General features: G+C 68.9%; 18 protein-coding genes. 8 read left to right on the top strand and 10 right to left on the bottom strand.

The genetic code is table 11. From position 1 onward, the window contains the following. Positions 1-172 precede the first annotated feature (172 nt). From ASF72_RS03870 to ASF72_RS03895, 6 genes are all read left to right on the top strand, one after another. On the top strand, positions 173-1303 hold the full coding sequence (locus ASF72_RS03870) for an ABC transporter substrate-binding protein (RefSeq protein WP_056596829.1): 1131 nt from the start codon (positions 173-175) through the stop codon (positions 1301-1303). Between the two features lie 27 nt (positions 1304-1330). Further along, on the top strand, positions 1331-2056 hold the full coding sequence (locus tag ASF72_RS03875) for an ABC transporter ATP-binding protein (protein ID WP_050683839.1): 726 nt from the start codon (positions 1331-1333) through the stop codon (positions 2054-2056). Next, the gene (locus tag ASF72_RS03880) at positions 2046-2999 is read left to right on the top strand and encodes an ABC transporter permease (RefSeq protein ID WP_056596832.1); all 954 of its coding nucleotides are present in this window, start codon (positions 2046-2048) and stop codon (positions 2997-2999) included. The genes ASF72_RS03875 and ASF72_RS03880 overlap by 11 nt, the downstream gene beginning before the upstream one ends. A gap of 78 nt (positions 3000-3077) precedes the next feature. Beyond that, entirely contained in the window at positions 3078-3524 is a 447-nt protein-coding gene (locus ASF72_RS03885) for an SRPBCC family protein (RefSeq protein ID WP_056596833.1), read from the top strand. Between the two features lie 91 nt (positions 3525-3615). Further along, positions 3616-4878, top strand: a complete 1263-nt coding sequence (cobA, locus tag ASF72_RS03890; RefSeq protein ID WP_050683842.1) for a uroporphyrinogen-III C-methyltransferase — start codon at positions 3616-3618, stop codon at positions 4876-4878. A gap of 99 nt (positions 4879-4977) precedes the next feature. Next, positions 4978-6444: an FAD-dependent oxidoreductase gene (locus tag ASF72_RS03895; protein ID WP_056596834.1), complete on the top strand. Its 1467-nt coding sequence runs from the start codon at positions 4978-4980 to the stop codon at positions 6442-6444. 78 nt (positions 6445-6522) lie between these two features. Here ASF72_RS03895 and ASF72_RS03900 read toward each other — a convergent pair whose 3' ends face one another. From ASF72_RS03900 to ASF72_RS03910, 3 genes are read right to left on the bottom strand one after another with little or no spacing between them, the layout of a single operon-like run. Next, the gene (locus ASF72_RS03900) at positions 6523-6963 is read right to left on the bottom strand and encodes an SRPBCC family protein (protein WP_056596837.1); all 441 of its coding nucleotides are present in this window, start codon (positions 6961-6963) and stop codon (positions 6523-6525) included. Positions 6964-7021: 58 nt separating this feature from the next. Continuing rightward, a complete protein-coding gene (locus ASF72_RS03905) occupies positions 7022-7849 on the bottom strand; it encodes a DUF1206 domain-containing protein (protein WP_050683845.1) in 828 nt (275 codons plus the stop codon). Between the two features lie 3 nt (positions 7850-7852). Beyond that, positions 7853-8143 (bottom strand): hypothetical protein, encoded by a 291-nt coding sequence (locus ASF72_RS03910; protein WP_056596839.1) that lies wholly within the window; start codon positions 8141-8143, stop codon positions 7853-7855. A gap of 150 nt (positions 8144-8293) precedes the next feature. On the opposite strand from ASF72_RS03910, the gene ASF72_RS03915 reads away from it, so the two are divergent. Continuing rightward, positions 8294-8830 carry a hypothetical protein gene (locus tag ASF72_RS03915; RefSeq protein WP_056596841.1) on the top strand — a complete coding sequence of 179 codons (537 nt, stop codon included), beginning with the start codon at positions 8294-8296 and terminating at the stop codon, positions 8828-8830. Between the two features lie 98 nt (positions 8831-8928). Here the strand turns inward: ASF72_RS03915 and ASF72_RS03920 are convergent, their stop codons facing one another. From ASF72_RS03920 to ASF72_RS03930, 3 genes are all read right to left on the bottom strand, one after another. Continuing rightward, complete coding sequence (locus ASF72_RS03920; RefSeq protein WP_056596842.1) at positions 8929-10095, bottom strand: AI-2E family transporter; 1167 nt, start codon at positions 10093-10095, stop codon at positions 8929-8931. A gap of 110 nt (positions 10096-10205) precedes the next feature. Further along, complete coding sequence (locus tag ASF72_RS03925; protein WP_050685232.1) at positions 10206-10886, bottom strand: FadR/GntR family transcriptional regulator; 681 nt, start codon at positions 10884-10886, stop codon at positions 10206-10208. A gap of 3 nt (positions 10887-10889) precedes the next feature. Next, on the bottom strand, positions 10890-12170 hold the full coding sequence (locus ASF72_RS03930; RefSeq protein WP_056596843.1) for an MFS transporter: 1281 nt from the start codon (positions 12168-12170) through the stop codon (positions 10890-10892). 136 nt (positions 12171-12306) lie between these two features. On the opposite strand from ASF72_RS03930, the gene ASF72_RS03935 reads away from it, so the two are divergent. Continuing rightward, positions 12307-13884 carry a CYTH and CHAD domain-containing protein gene (locus ASF72_RS03935; RefSeq protein WP_235504647.1) on the top strand — a complete coding sequence of 526 codons (1578 nt, stop codon included), beginning with the start codon at positions 12307-12309 and terminating at the stop codon, positions 13882-13884. 9 nt (positions 13885-13893) lie between these two features. Here ASF72_RS03935 and ASF72_RS03940 read toward each other — a convergent pair whose 3' ends face one another. From ASF72_RS03940 to ASF72_RS03955, 4 genes are read right to left on the bottom strand one after another with little or no spacing between them, the layout of a single operon-like run. Next, entirely contained in the window at positions 13894-14643 is a 750-nt protein-coding gene (locus tag ASF72_RS03940; protein ID WP_056596846.1) for a 4'-phosphopantetheinyl transferase family protein, read from the bottom strand. Then, the gene (locus ASF72_RS03945; RefSeq protein WP_056596847.1) at positions 14640-15440 is read right to left on the bottom strand and encodes an ABC transporter permease; all 801 of its coding nucleotides are present in this window, start codon (positions 15438-15440) and stop codon (positions 14640-14642) included. Before ASF72_RS03945 ends, ASF72_RS03940 begins: the two co-directional genes overlap by 4 nt. Further along, positions 15437-16405: an ATP-binding cassette domain-containing protein gene (locus tag ASF72_RS03950; protein ID WP_056596848.1), complete on the bottom strand. Its 969-nt coding sequence runs from the start codon at positions 16403-16405 to the stop codon at positions 15437-15439. Before ASF72_RS03950 ends, ASF72_RS03945 begins: the two co-directional genes overlap by 4 nt. After that, positions 16402-16614: an MbtH family protein gene (locus tag ASF72_RS03955; RefSeq protein ID WP_050685238.1), complete on the bottom strand. Its 213-nt coding sequence runs from the start codon at positions 16612-16614 to the stop codon at positions 16402-16404. Before ASF72_RS03955 ends, ASF72_RS03950 begins: the two co-directional genes overlap by 4 nt. Positions 16615-16632 lie beyond the last annotated feature (18 nt).

Below are 16632 nucleotides of genomic sequence, written 5' to 3' on the forward strand. Positions count from 1 at the left end.
CGGAGCGCTGCGAAATCGCCGGAAATTTCCAGCGTGCCCGCAGCGCTCCGGCGATTTCGCGTTTCCGCATGAATGTGACGCCAGATGAACCCCCGTGACCCCCCGTTTCCGCGTCGTTGAACGGGTTTGGGTCACTCCCTATGGTGAAACAATGACTAGTTCCAAGCCCGGGATGACCCGCATCGTGGCAGGCGAAAGCGCTGCACCCCAGCGCAAGCGCGCGCTCGAAGCCGCCCTGGCCATCGGCCTGGTCCTGCTGATCGTGGTCGGGGCCGTGGTGTCGTCCACCGTCTCCCGCAACGCCAGCGCGGAAGCCGCCGAGCCCACACCCGCCGCCGAACTCAAACTCGGCTACTTCGGCAACGTCACGCACGCGCCGGCGCTGGTGGGCATCAAGCAGGGTTTCCTCGCCGAAGCCCTGGGCAACACCACGCTCAGCACCGAAACCTTCAACGCCGGGCCCGCCGCCATCGAGGCGCTGAACGCCGGCGCGATCGACGCCGCGTACATCGGCCCCAACCCGGCCATCAACTCCTTTGTGAAGAGCCAGGGCCAGTCCGTCAGGGTCATCGCCGGGGCGGCAGCGGGCGGCGCGCAGCTGGTGGTCAAACCGGAAATCAAAACCCCCGCCGACCTCAAGGGCAAGACCCTCGCGTCCCCCCAGCTGGGCGGCACGCAGGACGTGGCGCTCCGGGCCTGGCTGGCAGGCAACGGCTACAAAACCAACGTGGACGGCAGCGGCGACGTGGCCATCAACCCCACCGAAAACTCCCAGTCGCTGAAGCTTTTCCAGGACGGAAAGCTCGACGGCGCGTGGTTGCCGGAGCCGTGGGCCTCCCGCCTGGTGCTGACCGCCGGCGCCCAGGTTTTGGTGGATGAGAAGGATCTCTGGGACGGGGCGGAGACCGGCAAGCCCGGCGAATTCCCCACCACCATCCTGATCGTCAACCAGAAGTTCGCCGCCGACCACCCGGACACCGTGTCGGCCCTCCTCCGCGGCCATGCCAGGTCCGTGGACTGGCTCAACACCGCCCCCACCGCCGACAAAGCCGCCGTCATCAACGCAGCCCTGCAGGAATCGGCCGGCGCGGCACTGCCTGAGGACGTCCTGGCCCGGTCCCTGGCCAACATCACCTTCACCCTGGACCCGCTGGCCGGCAGCTACCCCCGGCTGCTGGCGGATGGCGTCACGGCGGGCACCACCAAGCAGGCCGACATCACCGGCCTGTTCGACCTCCGCGCCCTCAACGGCGTCACGGAGTCCGCAGCGAAGATTTCCGCGGCCGGCCTCGGCCAGGACTGACCACACCCCCTACCTAAGGACGGCACCATGCCAGTCGTACTGGAACATCTGGGCAAACGCTTCGGCGACGGCGCCCCGGTGCTGGACGACGTCAACGCCACCATCGGCAAAGGCGAGTTTGTCGCCCTCCTCGGTGCGTCCGGCTGCGGCAAATCCACCCTGCTGAACATCATCGCGGGACTGGAAGCGCCGTCGTCGGGCGCCTTGGAAGTACCCAGCGACGGCGCCGCGTTTATGTTCCAGGACGCCGCCCTGTTCCCCTGGCTGACCGCCCGGGAAAACATCGAGCTGGCGCTGAAGCTGCGCGGCGTGGGCAAATCCGAGCGCCGCATCAAGGCGCAGGAGCTCCTGGAACTGGTCCACCTGGGCACAGCCGGCGACAAGCGCCCGCACGAACTCTCCGGCGGCATGCGGCAGCGTGTGTCGCTGGCGCGTTCGCTCGCCCAGGACCGGCAGCTGCTGCTGATGGACGAGCCGTTCGCCGCCCTGGACGCCATCACGCGCGACCTGCTGCACGACGAGCTGGAGCGGATCTGGAAGGAAACCGGGCGCACCATCGTCTTTGTTACGCACAACGTCCGCGAGGCTGTACGGCTGGGCCAGCGGGTCCTGCTGCTGTCCTCACGCCCCGGCCGGGTGGTCCAGGAATGGGCCGTCACCGAGGAACACCACACCGATGCCGGACTCGCCGGCCAGCTGACCGGGGCCATCACGTCCCGGCTGCGGGAGGAGATCCGCCGCCATGCCAAGTAACCCCACGCCCCTCGCCGAGGCGCACCCGGACGCCCCCGATGAGGGCCACCGCTCCGTCCACGCCGCCCTGACCCGTTCGTCGTCCGGCCGGGAGGACCTGCGCGAGCTCGAAGCCGGCCTCGACTCCCTCCAGTCAGACGCCGACCGGAAGCACCGGATTGAGTGGAGCCGCATCCTGCTGCCCGTCGCCGCCCTGGTGGTGCTGGTGCTGATCTGGCAGTTTTACGTGTCCCTGGGCCTCAAGCGCCGCGACCTGGTGCCCGGCCCGCTGGACGTCCTGGGCCAGATCGGAGTCCTTTGGGGCGAGGGCAAACTGCAGGAGGCCGTGTGGACCTCGCTGCAGCGTGGCCTGGTGGGCTTCCTGATTTCGGTTGCCATCGCCACGCCCATCGGCCTGTTGCTCGCCCAGGTGGCGCCCCTGCGCCGGGCGTTCGGACCGCTCATTTCCGGTCTGCAGGTGCTGCCGTCTGTGGCCTGGGTGCCGGCCGCTATCATCTGGTTCGGGCTGACTGACGCCACGGTGTACTTTGTGGTGTTTATGGGCGCCATCCCCTCCATCATCAACGGGCTCATCTCCGGCGTGGACCAGATCCCGCCGCAGTACCGCCGGGTGGGAACGGTGCTGGGCGCCTCGCGGCTGCAGATGGCGCTGCAGGTCATCCTGCCCGCCGCGCTGCCGGGTTACCTGGGCGGCCTGAAGCAGGGCTGGGCCTTCTCCTGGCGGTCCTTGATGGCGGCGGAAATCATCGCTGTGGGCGGCACCATTGGTTTCGGACTCGGTTCGTTGCTCGACCAGGGCCGCGTCCTGTCGGACATGACCATCGTGATGTCCGCCATCCTCCTGATCCTGGCCGTGGGCATCCTGATCGAACTGCTGGTGTTCGGGCCCATTGAGAAGCGGCTCCTGCGCAGCCGTGGGCTCCTGGCCGGCAGCACCCGCTAGCCCCCATCCAACCCGTGCAAAGCCCGACGGCCGGACACGCCGCCGGGCTTTGCCGTTTAAGCGTGTAAGACTGGCTTGGTGACCGTCAGCTTCGTGTGCCGTACCGAATCCACCCTGCCGCCGGAGCGGCTGTTCGACCTGGCGCGGAGCATCGACCTGCATGTCGAATCGCAGCGCGGCTCAGCGGAGCGGGCCGTGGCCGGGGTGACGTCCGGGCTGATTGGCCTGGGCCAGCAGGTGACCTGGCGGGCGCGGCACTTCTGGATCCCGCTCACCATGACCAGCCGTGTCACCCGGCTGGACTTCCCGGAGAGCTTCACCGACGAACAGGTCCGGGGCCCCTTTGCGTCCTTCCGGCACGTCCACGGCTTCGAGGCCACACCCACGGGGAGTGTGATGACCGACTCGGTGGAATTCACCGCACCCCTCGGTGTGCTGGGCCGGCTGGCCGAAAAACTGGTGCTGGCCAGGTACCTGGAGCGGCTCATCGTGCGCCGCGGACGATACCTCGCCGGCCTCTCCTGACCCGCGTCCCTATGTGACGCAGCGTTACCTTACGTGAACTGGTGTTGCCCGGCCTTTGTAGGCGAATGTGACGCGGCCCTACCGTTGAGCCATGGCAATTCAGGACATTTACCCCACGGCGCTGCGGCTTCTGGGCCGCCCCGTGCTGGTGGTGGGCGGCGGACCCGTCGCTGCCCGGCGTGCCAAGGGGCTGCTGGATGCAGGCGCCCGCGTCACCGTTGTGGCCCCCGCTGCCTGCGCCGCCCTGCAGGAACTGGCCGACGCCGGCCTCCTGGCCTGGGTGCCGCGCCCCTACCTTTCCGCCGACGTGGACGGCGCCTGGTTCGTCCAGACCGCCACGGGCAACGCCGCCGTGGACGCGCAGGTTTCTGCCGACGCCGAAGCGCAGCGCATCTGGTGCGTGAACGCTTCCAACCATGAAACTTCCGCCGCGTGGACCCCAGCCGTCGCCGAGGTGGATGACGTCAAGATCGCCGTCAACGCCGGGGGAGACCCGCGCCGCGCCATGGCAGTCCGTGACGCCGTGGCCACCGCACTGGAAACCGGCGACCTGCCGCTGCGCCGCCGCCGCGCCCACCGGGGTTCCGTGGCGCTGGTTGGCGGCGGTCCCGGAGATGCCGGCCTGATCACCGTCCGTGGCCGCCGGCTGCTGGGCCAGGCCGACGTTGTGGTTGCCGACCGGCTGGGCCCCCGCGGCTTGCTGAAGGAACTGGCACCCGATGTCCGCATCATCGAAGTGGGTAAGACCCCCGGCCACCACCCGGTGCCGCAGGCGGAGATCAACCGGATCCTTGCCGACGAAGCCCTGCAGGGTCACCGCGTGGTCCGGCTCAAAGGCGGGGACCCATATGTGCTGGGCCGCGGCGGCGAAGAAGCCGAGTACTGCCGTCAGCGCGGCGTCGAGGTGGAGGTGGTGTCCGGGGTGACCTCGGCCATCTCCGTCCCCGCCGCAGCAGGCATTCCCGTAACCCACCGCGGCCTGGCCAAAGGCTTCAGCGTGGTCACCGGCCATGAGGAACTTTCGGAAGTCCCCGCCCGCGCCGACCACACCATTGTGCTGCTGATGGGCGTGGCCCAGCTCCGCGAATCCGCGTCCGCCCTCCGCGGAGCAGGCCTGCCGGGGGACACCCCGGTTGGTATTGTTGAAAACGGCTACCTGCCGGACCAGCGCGTCACGATTGGCACCCTCGGTTCCATCGCCGACCAAGCGGAAGCGGCCGGCGTCGCCAATCCAGCAGTGATCGTCATCGGTGACGTGGTGCGCGTGAGCCCCTTCGCCCCGGCGCACTTCCGGACCGCTGACTACAGCACCACCACCCCGAACCGTCCCCGTACCGCCCGAGTCACCACCTAGCCCCCCACCCAACTGACTCGCAGTTGTTGTCGTTTTGAACGCTCAAAACGACAACAACTGCGAGTCAGTTGGGAAGGAACGAACAAAAGGAACACAGCCGTGTCATCAAGCACTTCCGTAGGTTCTGCCGAGCGTCCCCTGCGCGTCGCCGTTGTGGGTTCCGGCCCGGCCGGTGTCTACGCAGCGGACATCCTCACCAAGAGTGAAGCCGTCAAAAGCGGCGAATTGACCGTCAGCATCGACCTGTTCGACCGCTACCCGGCTCCCTATGGCCTGATCCGCTACGGCGTGGCCCCGGACCACCCGCGCATCAAGGGCATCGTCAACGCCCTGCACAAGGTCCTGGACCGCGGCGACATCCGCTTCTTCGGCAACGTGGACTACGGCACCGACATCACCATCGAGGACCTCCGCACGCACTACGACGCGGTCATCTTTGCCACGGGTGCCATCAAGGACGCGGACCTGAACATCCCCGGCATCGAGCTGGACGGCTCCTACGGCGGCGCGGACTTTGTCTCCTGGTACGACGGCCACCCGGACGTGTCCCGCGAATGGCCGCTGGAGGCCACGGAAATCGCCGTGATCGGCAACGGCAACGTGGCCCTGGATGTGGCCCGCGTCCTCTCCAAGCACGCCGATGACCTGCTGGTCTCCGAGATCCCGGAGAACGTCTACGCCGGCCTCAAGGCCTCGCCCGTTACCGACGTGCACGTCTTTGGCCGCCGCGGCCCGGCCCAGGTCAAGTTCACCCCGCTGGAGTTGCGCGAGCTGAGCCACTCCAAGGACGTGGACATCATCCTGTACCCGGAGGACTTTGAGTTCGACGAGGAATCGGACCGCCTGATCCAGAGCAACAACCAGGTCAAAACCATGGTTGGCACGCTCACCAACTGGATCGCCGAGCAGCCGGAGGACCTCTCCGAGCTCACCGCTTCCCGCCGCCTGCACCTGCACTTCCTGCACAGCCCGGTGGAAATCGTCGACTCCCCGGAAACCCCGGGCAAGGTGGCCGGCATGCGCTTCGAGCGCACCGAACTGGACGGCACCGGGAACGCCCGCGGCACCGGCGAGTTTGTGGACTACCCGGTCCAGGCCGTGTACCGCGCGATCGGCTACTTCGGTTCGGCCCTGCCGGAGATCGAGTTCGACCACAAGAAGGGCGTGGTGCCGAACGACGGCGGCCGCGTCCTGGACGCCGCAGGCACCCACGTGCCGGGCATCTACGCCACGGGCTGGATCAAGCGCGGACCCGTGGGCCTGATCGGCCACACCAAGGGCGACGCCCTGGAGACCGTCACGTACCTGCTCGAAGACCGCGGGAACCTGCCGGTAGCCGCAGTGCCCGAGGCGGACGCTGTGGTTGAACTCCTGGACACCCGCGGCGTGAAGTTCACGTCCTGGGAAGGCTGGCTGGCCCTGGACGCCCATGAGCTGGCGCTCGGCGCTGCCGCCACCGAAGCCGGCGGCTCGCACGGTGTGGAGGTCAAGCGGGAACGCATCAAGGTGGTGCCGCGCGGGGACATGGTGGCCATCTCCCGCGACGGCGTCGCCGCCCAGGTCTAAGGGTTTTCGGAAAGCATAAGAACGCGGGGCCGCCCACACCTGTTCAGGTGCCGGTGGCCCCGCGTGGCGTTTAACCCCTCAACGCCCTGCCCCGCCTGCTGCCATCAGCTCCAACCGGCGCAGCGTTTCGCGGTTCCGCACGTCGATGGCGGGGTCCCGCAGGAACTTGGGCACCACGGTGCCGGGCCCCTTGATGGCGTCCTCGGAAATCGTCACCAGGCAGCCGGCACCCCGGTCTTCCAAGCTGATCTCCACCTTGGCCTCACCCATGGGCCAGCCGCGGGCCACCACTTCCAGCGAGCGGCCCGGGGTTACTGCCGTTACCCGGCTGCTGTCGTTGATCACCAGCGGCCACGCGCCCACTGAGTGGTGCAGCTGCGTGCCAACAAGCGGCCAGTCCGGGTCCACGGCTCGGATCCGGGACGCACCCACCACCCAGCCGGAGTACAGCCAACCGTCAGCGATCACCCGCCACACGTCCTCGGCGGAGGAATTGAAGAGTTGGGACACAGTGGACATGGGACTCCTTCTGCTCTGGTGAAACGCCGTATTCCTTACGTACCCACTCCGGCCCGGCCTACATCCTGCCGAACCGGGCCCGGACCAGCGCGAAGATTCCGTAAGCGATGAAGCCCACCCCGATGGCCACCAGCAGGGCGGGCCCGAAGGGATGGTCCCGGAGGGCCTTGAGGCTGCCGTCCAGCCCTGTGGATTCCTCCGGGCGGTGCTTGGCGGCCGCGATGACAAACAGCAGGCCGGCCAGGTTCAGGGCGATGCCCTTGGCGATGTGTCCCACGACGCCCAGGACATCGATCAGCCCGCCACGGCGGGTGCCCCGGAACCGGAACAGCTCGGCGCGGAAGCCCTGCCGCAGGCCCTTGACCACAAAGTAGACGCCCACCCCCATGGTGGTGAGCCCCACGGCCACCAGGAGCCACAGGCCCGCGGGATGGGCCATCAGGGCGGCGCTGAAGTCGCGGGTACTGTCGCCTGAATCGCCGCGCAGGCCCACGGCGAAGCCGGCAAAGCTGAGCCCCACGCTCCCGTACGCCACGGCCAGGAACCCGGACGAGATGAGCTTGCCCAGGCGCTCCCTGCCCGGCAGGCTCCGGGCCCGGACGGTGGCCTCGCTGGCCTGCCACAGCGCGAGCCCGGTGCAGGCGGCCACCCCGGCCCACATCAGGACCGGGCCCCAGGGGTTGGCCACGAGCTGGCTGAGGGCGCCGGTGATGTCCGCGTCGCCGGGCTGCCCGAAAGCCACGGCAATGGCCATCCCGCCCACCATGATGTGCAGCAGCGCCATCACGGCGAAGCCGGCCCGGGCCAGCACGTCGAGCGCCGGGGCGTTGGACGCGTCCTCGACGGCGTCGGCGGCCTGGCCGATGGCGGAATCCCCGTTGGACACCGGTCAGCCGTTCATTGGTCCTTCGGCGTGCAGCTTCTCCGCGCCGGGCCCCTCAACGTGCACGGTGCACCGGACCACAAGTTTCCCGGGGGCGTTGTCCAGCTCCACCAGGGAGTCGTCGCCGGAGAGCACCGTGAACACCTCGGAACCGGGGACCACCGCCACGCCCTTGGCCTTGGCCGTTTCCCTCGCGTTGGCCAGGGCCTCGCCCTGGAGTCCGCCCACGTAGGCGGTGTCGCTGTGGCGGCCGGAGTCGCCGAACGCCCAGCCGAATAAAGTTCCTGTGGTTTCCATGGCGTCGATTTTACGTCCTCGCGGCACAAATTCCGGTCTTTGGACTTAGTAGTAAGTGTGCTTACTATGAGGGTGCACGTCCTGAAGGAAAATGCCCCGGCCTGGCGCCGGCGCAACGCCCCACCCCGTTCAACGTTAGGAATGCACACCATGGCAGGAAACCTTATTGCCCGCTCCGTCCACGATCTCACGGCGGCAGCCTGGTTCGGCGGTTCCCTGATGGGCGCCATCGGCCTGAACGGCGCAGCGGCGGAAGCCCGGGACCCGGCGGAACGGACCCGGCTCTCCAGTGCAGGCTGGATGAAGTGGGCGCCGGTCCAGACGGCCGCGTTTGCCACCCACCTGGCCGCCGACGTGGCCATCGCCTGGGAAAACAAGGGCCGGATCGCCAAGCAGGACGGCGTTGCCCGCGACACGGCCATCAAAACGGCAGTCACCGTGGTTGGCGCCGCCGCTACGCTGTACTCCGGCCTGCTGGGCAGGAAGGTCCAGCAGCTCGCCGGTGAAGGCGCGGAAGGCGCCACCGAGCCGAAGCCGGGCGCCTCGGACGAGCTGAAGGCCGCGCAGCAGCAGCTCAAGGTGCTGCAGTGGACCATTCCGGCCTTCGCAGCGGCCGTCATAGTCCTCGGCGCAAAGCACGGCGAAATGCAGCGGCCCAAAAACATCCTGGCGGGCCTGCACCGCTGACCGCAGCCTGCGGTCCAGCCGCAACCAACGCTGACGCACGACGACGGCCCCGCACCTTTTCGGAAAAGGTGCGGGGCCGTCGTCGTGCGTCAGCAGGGCTACTTGGCCGCGGTACCTGCGGCCCGGCGGTCGGGTGTGTCCCGGTGTGCTGTTCCGTCGTCCGAGGTCCACACCTTGATGATGGACCACGCGACGGCGGTGATGGGGACGGCCAGGACCGCGCCCACGATGCCGGCCAGGAGGGTGCCGGCGGTCAGGGCCAGCAGGATGACCAGTGCGTGCAGCTGGAGGGACTTGCCCATTACCACCGGCTGCAGGAGGTTGCCTTCGAGTTGGTTCACGGCCACCACCACTGCCACCACAATCAGCGCCACCACGGGTCCGTTGGCCACCAGCGCCACGAGGGCTGCGAGGATGCCCGCCATGGTGGCGCCCACGATGGGGATGAACGCACCGATGAAGACCACCATGGCCAGGGGCAGTGCCAGCGGAACCTGCAGGACCAGCAGCGCCGCGCCAATGCCCAAAGTGTCCACCAGGGCCACGATCGCCGTCCCGCGGACATAGCCGCCCAGGACTTCCTGGCTCCTGGTACCCACCCGGCGCAGGCGGCTGGCCCGTTCGCCCTTGAACGGGCTGATCAGGAAGGCCCAGATCCGCTCGCCGTCCTTGAGGAAGAAAAACAGGATCACCACCAGGAGCACGGCGCCGGTCAGGAACTCCGTCACCACGGACAGCCCGGTGATGGCGCCGGACCTGGCCTGGCTGCTGGTGGCGAAGTCCACAATCGCATCCCGGGCCGAGTCGATCTGCGCCGCGTCGATGGGCAGCGGACCGTTGAGGAGGAACTCCTGCAGCTGGTCCACACCCTCGCTTGCCTGCTGGACCAGATCATCCCACTGGCTCCGGACGGAGAAGTAGATGACGGTGAACACTCCGCCCAGGACGGCCAGGAGGGCAATAAAAGCGATGACGGTGGCGAGGGCATCGTTGATGCCGCGGCGCTTGAGGATGTTGACGAACGGGCTGATCGCGGCCGCCAGGATCAGCGCGATCAGCATCGGGATCACCAGCAGCTTGACCTGCAGGAGCGCAAACACGGCCACCACTGAGACCGCGAGGATCAGCAGGGTCTGTGCGGCCCGGATACCCACCCGGCCGTAGCCGTCGCCCCATAGCTGCTGCGGGGTTTTGCTGCCGGGCTCGGGGACTGCGGCGTCGTGGGCGGGGCACGTGCCGCGGTGATGGCGGGAGAACAGGGCCATGGAGTGGCTCCTCTGGGGTTAAAGGACACCGCTGGAACGCGGCGGAAGTACGGATCTTGCTCAGCCAGTAAGCCTACTGACCTCCCGGGCTGCGGCGAAACGGGGTCGGCTCAGCCAGCCAACCACTCCGCGCACGTGTTCAGGTTGCGGTTCACGGTGGCCACGGCGGCGTCCGCGTCTCCACGTTCAATGGCAGCCAGTAGCACCCCGTGCCCTTCCTGCGGCAGCCCCGCGAACCCCGGCCGCCGCTGCTGGCTCAGGAGATCCTGGTGGAACACGGTGCCAAAGCTGGCGTAAAGCTCGAACAGCAGCGGGTTGCCGGAGGCCAGCGCCACCCGCTCGTGAAAGCCCCAGTCGGCCAGCGCCCACGCCTCAACGTCACCGGACTGCCAGGCCCGGTCCCGGTCGGCGAGCAAACCGCGCAGGGCTGTGACGTCGTCGGCCGTGGCATTGCGGGCGGCCAGGCGCGCGGCCTGCGTGTCCAGCCCCACCCGGACCTCCAGGATGTGCTGTTCGGTGTGGTCCTGGTACATGCGGCGGGCGGCGCCGGGCATCTCGCTGGTGGCCCGGACGTAGGTGCCGTCGCCGCGGCGCACTTCGAGGATGCCGCTGTGGGCCAGCGCCTTGACCGCTTCCCGGAGGGTGCCGCGGGAAATGCCCAGCCCGGCCATCAGCTCGGGCTCGGCCGGGATGCGGTGGTGCAGCGGCCATTCGCCGGAATGAACCATGGCGCGGAGCTTGTCGGTGGCCTCGGCGGCGAGCGGCCGGCGCGGCGAGGGGGTCAGTGCCATGGCCTACTTCTTCCCGCCGGTGATCAGGTGCCCCACCACAACCTGGACCACGGCCAGGCCCAGGAGGATGGCCAGCGGAAGGCCCCAGCCGCCGGTGGCGCTGTGCAGCAGGCCCATGCCGAACGGTCCGGCGGTGGCCAGCAGGTAGCCCGTGGACTGGGCCAGGGTGGACAGTGCCGTGGTTTCGGAGGTGGTGGAGCCGCTGCGGCTGATCATCACCATCACCAGGGGGAAGATGCCCAGGCCGAAGCCCAGCAGGACCGCCGGGATGAAGGCCAGGTCCACGGGGAGGGCCATCAGCGTCACCAGGCCTGCCACCATGGTGAGGCTGACCAGGTAGAAGGCCGGCCGCAGCATCCGGGGGCGGGAGCCGATGGCGATCAGGATCATGCCTGCCGGGACGGAGACCAGCTGCATCAGCCCGAACATCAGGCCGCTGTCTGAGGCGCTCATGCCTTGGGTGGTGAGCAGGTAGGGGAACCAGCTCAGCAGGGCGTAGGCCAGCAGCGCCTGCAGCGAGAAGATGGCGGTGAGGAGCTGGCCTTTCCGGGTGCGCAGCAGCGGCCACGGCGAAACGCGCACTGAGGCGGCGCGGGTGCTGTTGCGGTGCGCGTGCAAGGCCACGGGGATAAAGCCGAGGAATGCGGCGACGGCGGTAAACCCGATGGCGCCGACGGCGGCGGACGGCGAACCGAGCGCCTGCGCCAGGGGCACCACTGCCACCGCCGTTACGGTGGCGCCGGTGGTCATGGTCACCGTATAAACGGCCGTCATCAGGGAGGTCCGGTCCGCGAAGTGCTCCCGGATGAACGCCGGCATGGCCACGTTGCACACGGCCAGCCCGGACATGCCCAGCACGCTTCCGGCCACCAGCATGCCCGTGGCCGGGATGCCGCGGAGCAGGAGCCCGCCGGCCAGCATGGCCAGGGCCAGCAGGATGGCCTTCTCCACGCCCAGTTTGCCCGTCAACCACGACGTTGCGGCACCCGCCACCGCGAAGCACAGGGTGGGAATGGACGGAATAACGGCAGCCACCAGGGCGCCGTAGCCCAGGACCGCCTGCAGGTCGTGCAGCAGCGCCGACGCGCCGGTGATGCCCGCACGGAGGTTCAGGCCGATCAGGACCAATGCGATCACGCCAAAGACGACGGCAGACACCGGCTTCGGGGCAGGGGTGCCGACTGCTGAATCTTCGGCTCCCGTCACGGCAAGGGGTGCCGGGGCGGGCGCCAGGGTGGGTTCCAGGGCAGGATCCAGGGCAGGGGGAGGTGATGAGGCGGGCATGCCTCCAGCCTAAAGGTTGGACGTTTGATGTTTGGCGTTCTGTGGCCAACCTCTCCAACCAGCCCCTGCCAAGGGCCATAGACTGCAAAAGGACCGCCGGCCACGCCCGGCGCACGCGCTGCATCACCACGGAAGGATGGCTGTGAAGGCTTCCCAGGGACTTGAAGTCGAGAAGAAGTACGACGTCGGCGAGGAGGCCGGGGTGCCGGACCTCTCCGGACTTCCCGGGGTGGCGCGGGTGGGGGACCCGCACGAGGCGCTGCTGGAGGCGGTGTACTTCGACACCGCAGACCACGCATTGGCGGCACGGCGGATTACACTCCGCCGCCGGACCGGCGGGGCCGATGCGGGTTGGCACCTGAAACTGCCGCCGGCAATCGCCGACGCGGCAGCGGTTTCCGCTGCGCCCGGTGACGCGCCCCAGGTGCGGCAGGAACTGCACGCCCCGCTGGGCCAGCCGGACGTGGTTCCGGACAGCCTGCTGGCACACCTGCAGGTACACCTGCGGGGAGCGGAGGTGGCCCCTGTGGCCCGGCTGGCAACCCGCCGGACCACCCATACCCTCTACGCAGCGGACGGCCTGCACCTGGCGGACCTGGCGGACGACAGGGTCACCGCAGGGAAACTCCCCGGGGACGGCGCCGACCAGCAGTGGCGGGAATGGGAATTCGAACTGGTCCATGGAAGTGCTGACCTGTTCGGCCCGGCAGGGGAACTGCTGGCCGCAGCCGGTGCGGCCCCGTCGGGGCACGCCTCCAAGCTGGTCCGCGCCCTGGGTGGGAAAAAGCTGAAGAGCCGCCACCTGGACAGCACCCCGGTCCTGCTGGCCGGCAAGAAAGCCCCGGCTGCCGCCGTCGTGACCGTATACGTGGCAACACAACTGGGACAGCTTGTGGCGCTGGACCCGGCCGTCCGGCTCGAGGAACCAGACGCGGTGCATGACATGCGGACCGCCACCCGGCGGCTGCGCTCGGTGCTGGCGGCCTACCGGAAGCTGTATTCGGCGGTCCAGGTGCGCAGGCTGCAAAGCGAACTCAAGTGGCTTGCCGCTCAACTGGGGGCTCCCCGCGACGCGGAGGTCATGGCCGGCCTGCTGCAGGAGCCGCTGGCCGCGCTGCCGGCAGGCAACGGCGCGGACACGGTCCGGCAGCGGATCAGCCAGCACACCGGGACCAGTTTTGACGCCGGCTACCGCACGCTGCTCGGAGCCCTGGGATCTGCCCGGTACTTCCGGCTCCTGGACGACCTGGAGGCCTTCCGCGACAACCCGCCGGTCCGGACCGGCCCGGTGGCGGCCGGAAAGAAAGTGACGGCGAAGGCGGTGGACAAGTCCGCTGCCAGGCTGCGAAGGGCCCACAAGGCGGCCGCCCACGCGCGCCGCGGAACCGACCACCACCGGGCCCTGCACCAGATCCGCAAGGACGCGAAGCGGCTCCGGCACGTGGCTGAATCGGCCGTTCCGGTGCACGGCAAGCGGGCCGGAAAAGTGGCCCGGGCGGCGCACAGCCAGCAGAAGTTCCTGGGCGCGTTCAACGATGCAGTCCTGGCCCGGGAACTGCTGGCCTCCCTGGTGCAGGCCGCCGACCAGCCGGACACCGCTGCGGCGCTCGCGGCTTTGATCAGTGGCCAGGAGGAGCAGATGGCGGCGTCCGTGGCCGGCTACCGGAAGGCGCGGAAGAAGTCGAAGGACCTGCTGAACCGCGGCGTGATCTAGGGGACGGGGTCAGGCTGCCCGCGCCAGGAGCAGGTCCGCGAGCGGCAGCGTGGCCGCAGGCAGGTCCGACGCTGCGGACACCGCCGCAGCGTAGCCATCCGGGGCTGCGACGGCAGCCGCCGTCAGGCCATGGACCTGCGGGGTGCCGGGGCAGTCGGCGCGGAGCAGGGTGCGCTCCGGCGTTCCGGCGTCGACTGTTACCAGGTGGACGGCCGCGGGCGTCACCGACAGGCCCAGCCCGGCGGCCTTGAGGACCGCTTCCTTAGCCACCCACAACCGCAGCCGTGCCGGAACGTCCTGCGGCGCCAGGCTGAGGCGTTCATCCGTTGAGGCCACGTAGTCGTCAAAACCCTTGAACAGGTTTCCGGGCACCAGTTCGATGTCGGCCCCCACCGGGGTGCCGGCCGGGCCGGCGGCGGCCATCACTGCGCCGTGGCTGCGGGAGAGGCTCAGGCTCAGGCCCGCCACTTCGGGTTTTCCGTGGGCTGTGCTGCCGCAGCCGGCGCAGCTGCGGGTGACCTGAAGGTGCCGGGCAGCCAGCGGCTGCCGGCCCAGCTGCCGCGCTGCCAGGAGCCGGAACAAGGCATGTGAAGCGGCGTAGTCCAGCCGGTCCCCGGCCCGGGTGTACTTCCTGGCTGCCTCCGCTTCGGCGGGGGACAGGTACGCGGCCAGGCCGCCGGTGGGGGCGCAGGCCAGCTCCAGGTCCCGGGACAGGGCGCTGAGGAAAACAGTGCCCTGTCCCGGCCCGGCAGTGGTCATCGCTTGCTGATCCGCCGGTACTGGGCGATGGCCAGCGGCGCGAACACGGCGATGATGGCCACGCTGCAGAGAATCGAGTACAGCACGGCGTTATCTGCAGGCCAGCCGCCCGGAACGCCGAACCCTGCCGGGGCGGCATTGCCGAACAACTCGCGGGCGGAGGTGGCAACGGCGGTCACGGGGTTCCATTCCGCGATGGTCCGCAGCGGCCCGGGCAGCGTATCCACAGAGACAAACGCGCCGGAAATGAACGTGACAGGGAACAGCCAGACGAGACCCAGGCTCTGGGCCACCTCCACGCTCCTGGCGGTCAGTGCGATGACCGCACCGATCCAGGACACGGCGAACGCGAACAGCAGCAGCAGGCCCAGGGCGGCCAGCGCCTGTCCGGGGCCGCCGGTGATGCGCCAGCCGATGGCCAGGCCGCACACCATGGTGGCAGCCACCGACAGCACGCTGGTGGCCAGGTCTGAGGTGGTGCGGCCCAGGATGACTGCCACCCGGGACATGGGCAGCGACCGGAACCGGTCAATGAGCCCCAACTGCAGGTCCTTGGCCAGGTACACGGCCGTGAAGGACGCGTTGAAGGTCAGGGTCTGGGCCAGGATTCCGCCGATGAGGAAGCTGCGGTACTGGTCCCCGCCCAGGGTTCCGCCAAACACAAACCCCAGCAGGAGCACAAACATAATGGGCTGGACGAGGCCGGTGACCATGGCGCCGGGGGTGCGCAGGACGTTGAGCAGGTTGCGCCGGGCGATGACGGAGCTGTCGCGGGCGGCTGCGGTGAGGGCGCTCATGCTGCCACCTCCTCTTTCTGCCGGGCCTGGTCGGCGGCGTGGCCGGTGAGCTGCAGGAAAACGTCGTCAAGGGTGGGCCGGCGGAGCGAGGCTTCCTCCACCGGGATGCCCACGGCGTCAAGGTCGGAGAGGATGCGCACCAGCGTCCGGTGGCCCTGCGGGGCGGCAATGGACACGCCCAGGTTTTGCGGGTCGATGTCGGGGCTGACGCCGGAGCCGGTTGCGGCGTCCAGGGCGGCAGCGGCGGCGGAAAGGTCGGAGGCGTGCCGCAGCACAACGCTGATGCGTTCCGTGCCGGCGCTTTGCTTCAGTTCGGTGGCGGTGCCCTCGGCGATGACCCTGCCGTGGTTAATGACGGCGATGTGGTCCGCCAGCCGGTCGGCTTCCTCGAGGTACTGGGTGGTCAGCAGCACGGTGGTGCCATCCGACACCAGCCGCGAAACAACATCCCAGGTGTCCAGCCGGCCGCGGGGGTCCAGGCCGGTGGTGGGCTCATCGAGCACCACCACTTTGGGCCGCGCCACAATGGCGCCGGCCAGGTCCAGGCGCCGCCGCATGCCGCCGGAGAATGTTCCGGACCGTTTATTGGCGACGTCCGTGAGGCGGAAGCCTTCCAGCAGCTCATGTGCCCGGGCCGACGCGGTGCGGCGGTTCATGCCGTACAGCCGGCCCACCATGTGCAGGTTTTCGAAGGCGGTGAGTTTTTCGTCCACGGCCGCGTACTGGCCGGAAAGGCCAAGGTTGCGGCGGACCAGGGCCGGCGCTGCCAGCACCGAGTGGCCGGCCACCCGGGCGTCACCGCTGTCCGGTGCCAGCAGGGTGGTGAGGATTTTGACGGTGGTGGTTTTGCCGGAGCCGTTGGGTCCCAGCAATCCCAGGACTGTCCCTTCGCCTGCGTGCAGGGACAGCCCGTCCAGGGCCTTGAAACTGCCGAACGACTTGCTGACGTTCTCGATCCGGATCACTGCGAAGCGGCGAGTTCGGCAACTTTGCGCGGCGCCATGTCGGTCCACGTCCGGGCGACGTAGTCCAGGCAGGCCTCGCGGTTGTCGGGGCCGAACATGGTGACCCAGCCCTGCGGCACTGCTGCGAACTCCGGCCAGAGGGAGTGCTGCTGGAAGTCATTGACCAGTACGGAGAACGTTGCGGATTTGTCGTCGAAGGGGTTCGTCATGGTGACCTTTCCTGTCGG

This window comes from Arthrobacter sp. Leaf141, assembly GCF_001424565.1.
Lineage (GTDB): Bacteria > Actinomycetota > Actinomycetes > Actinomycetales > Micrococcaceae > Arthrobacter.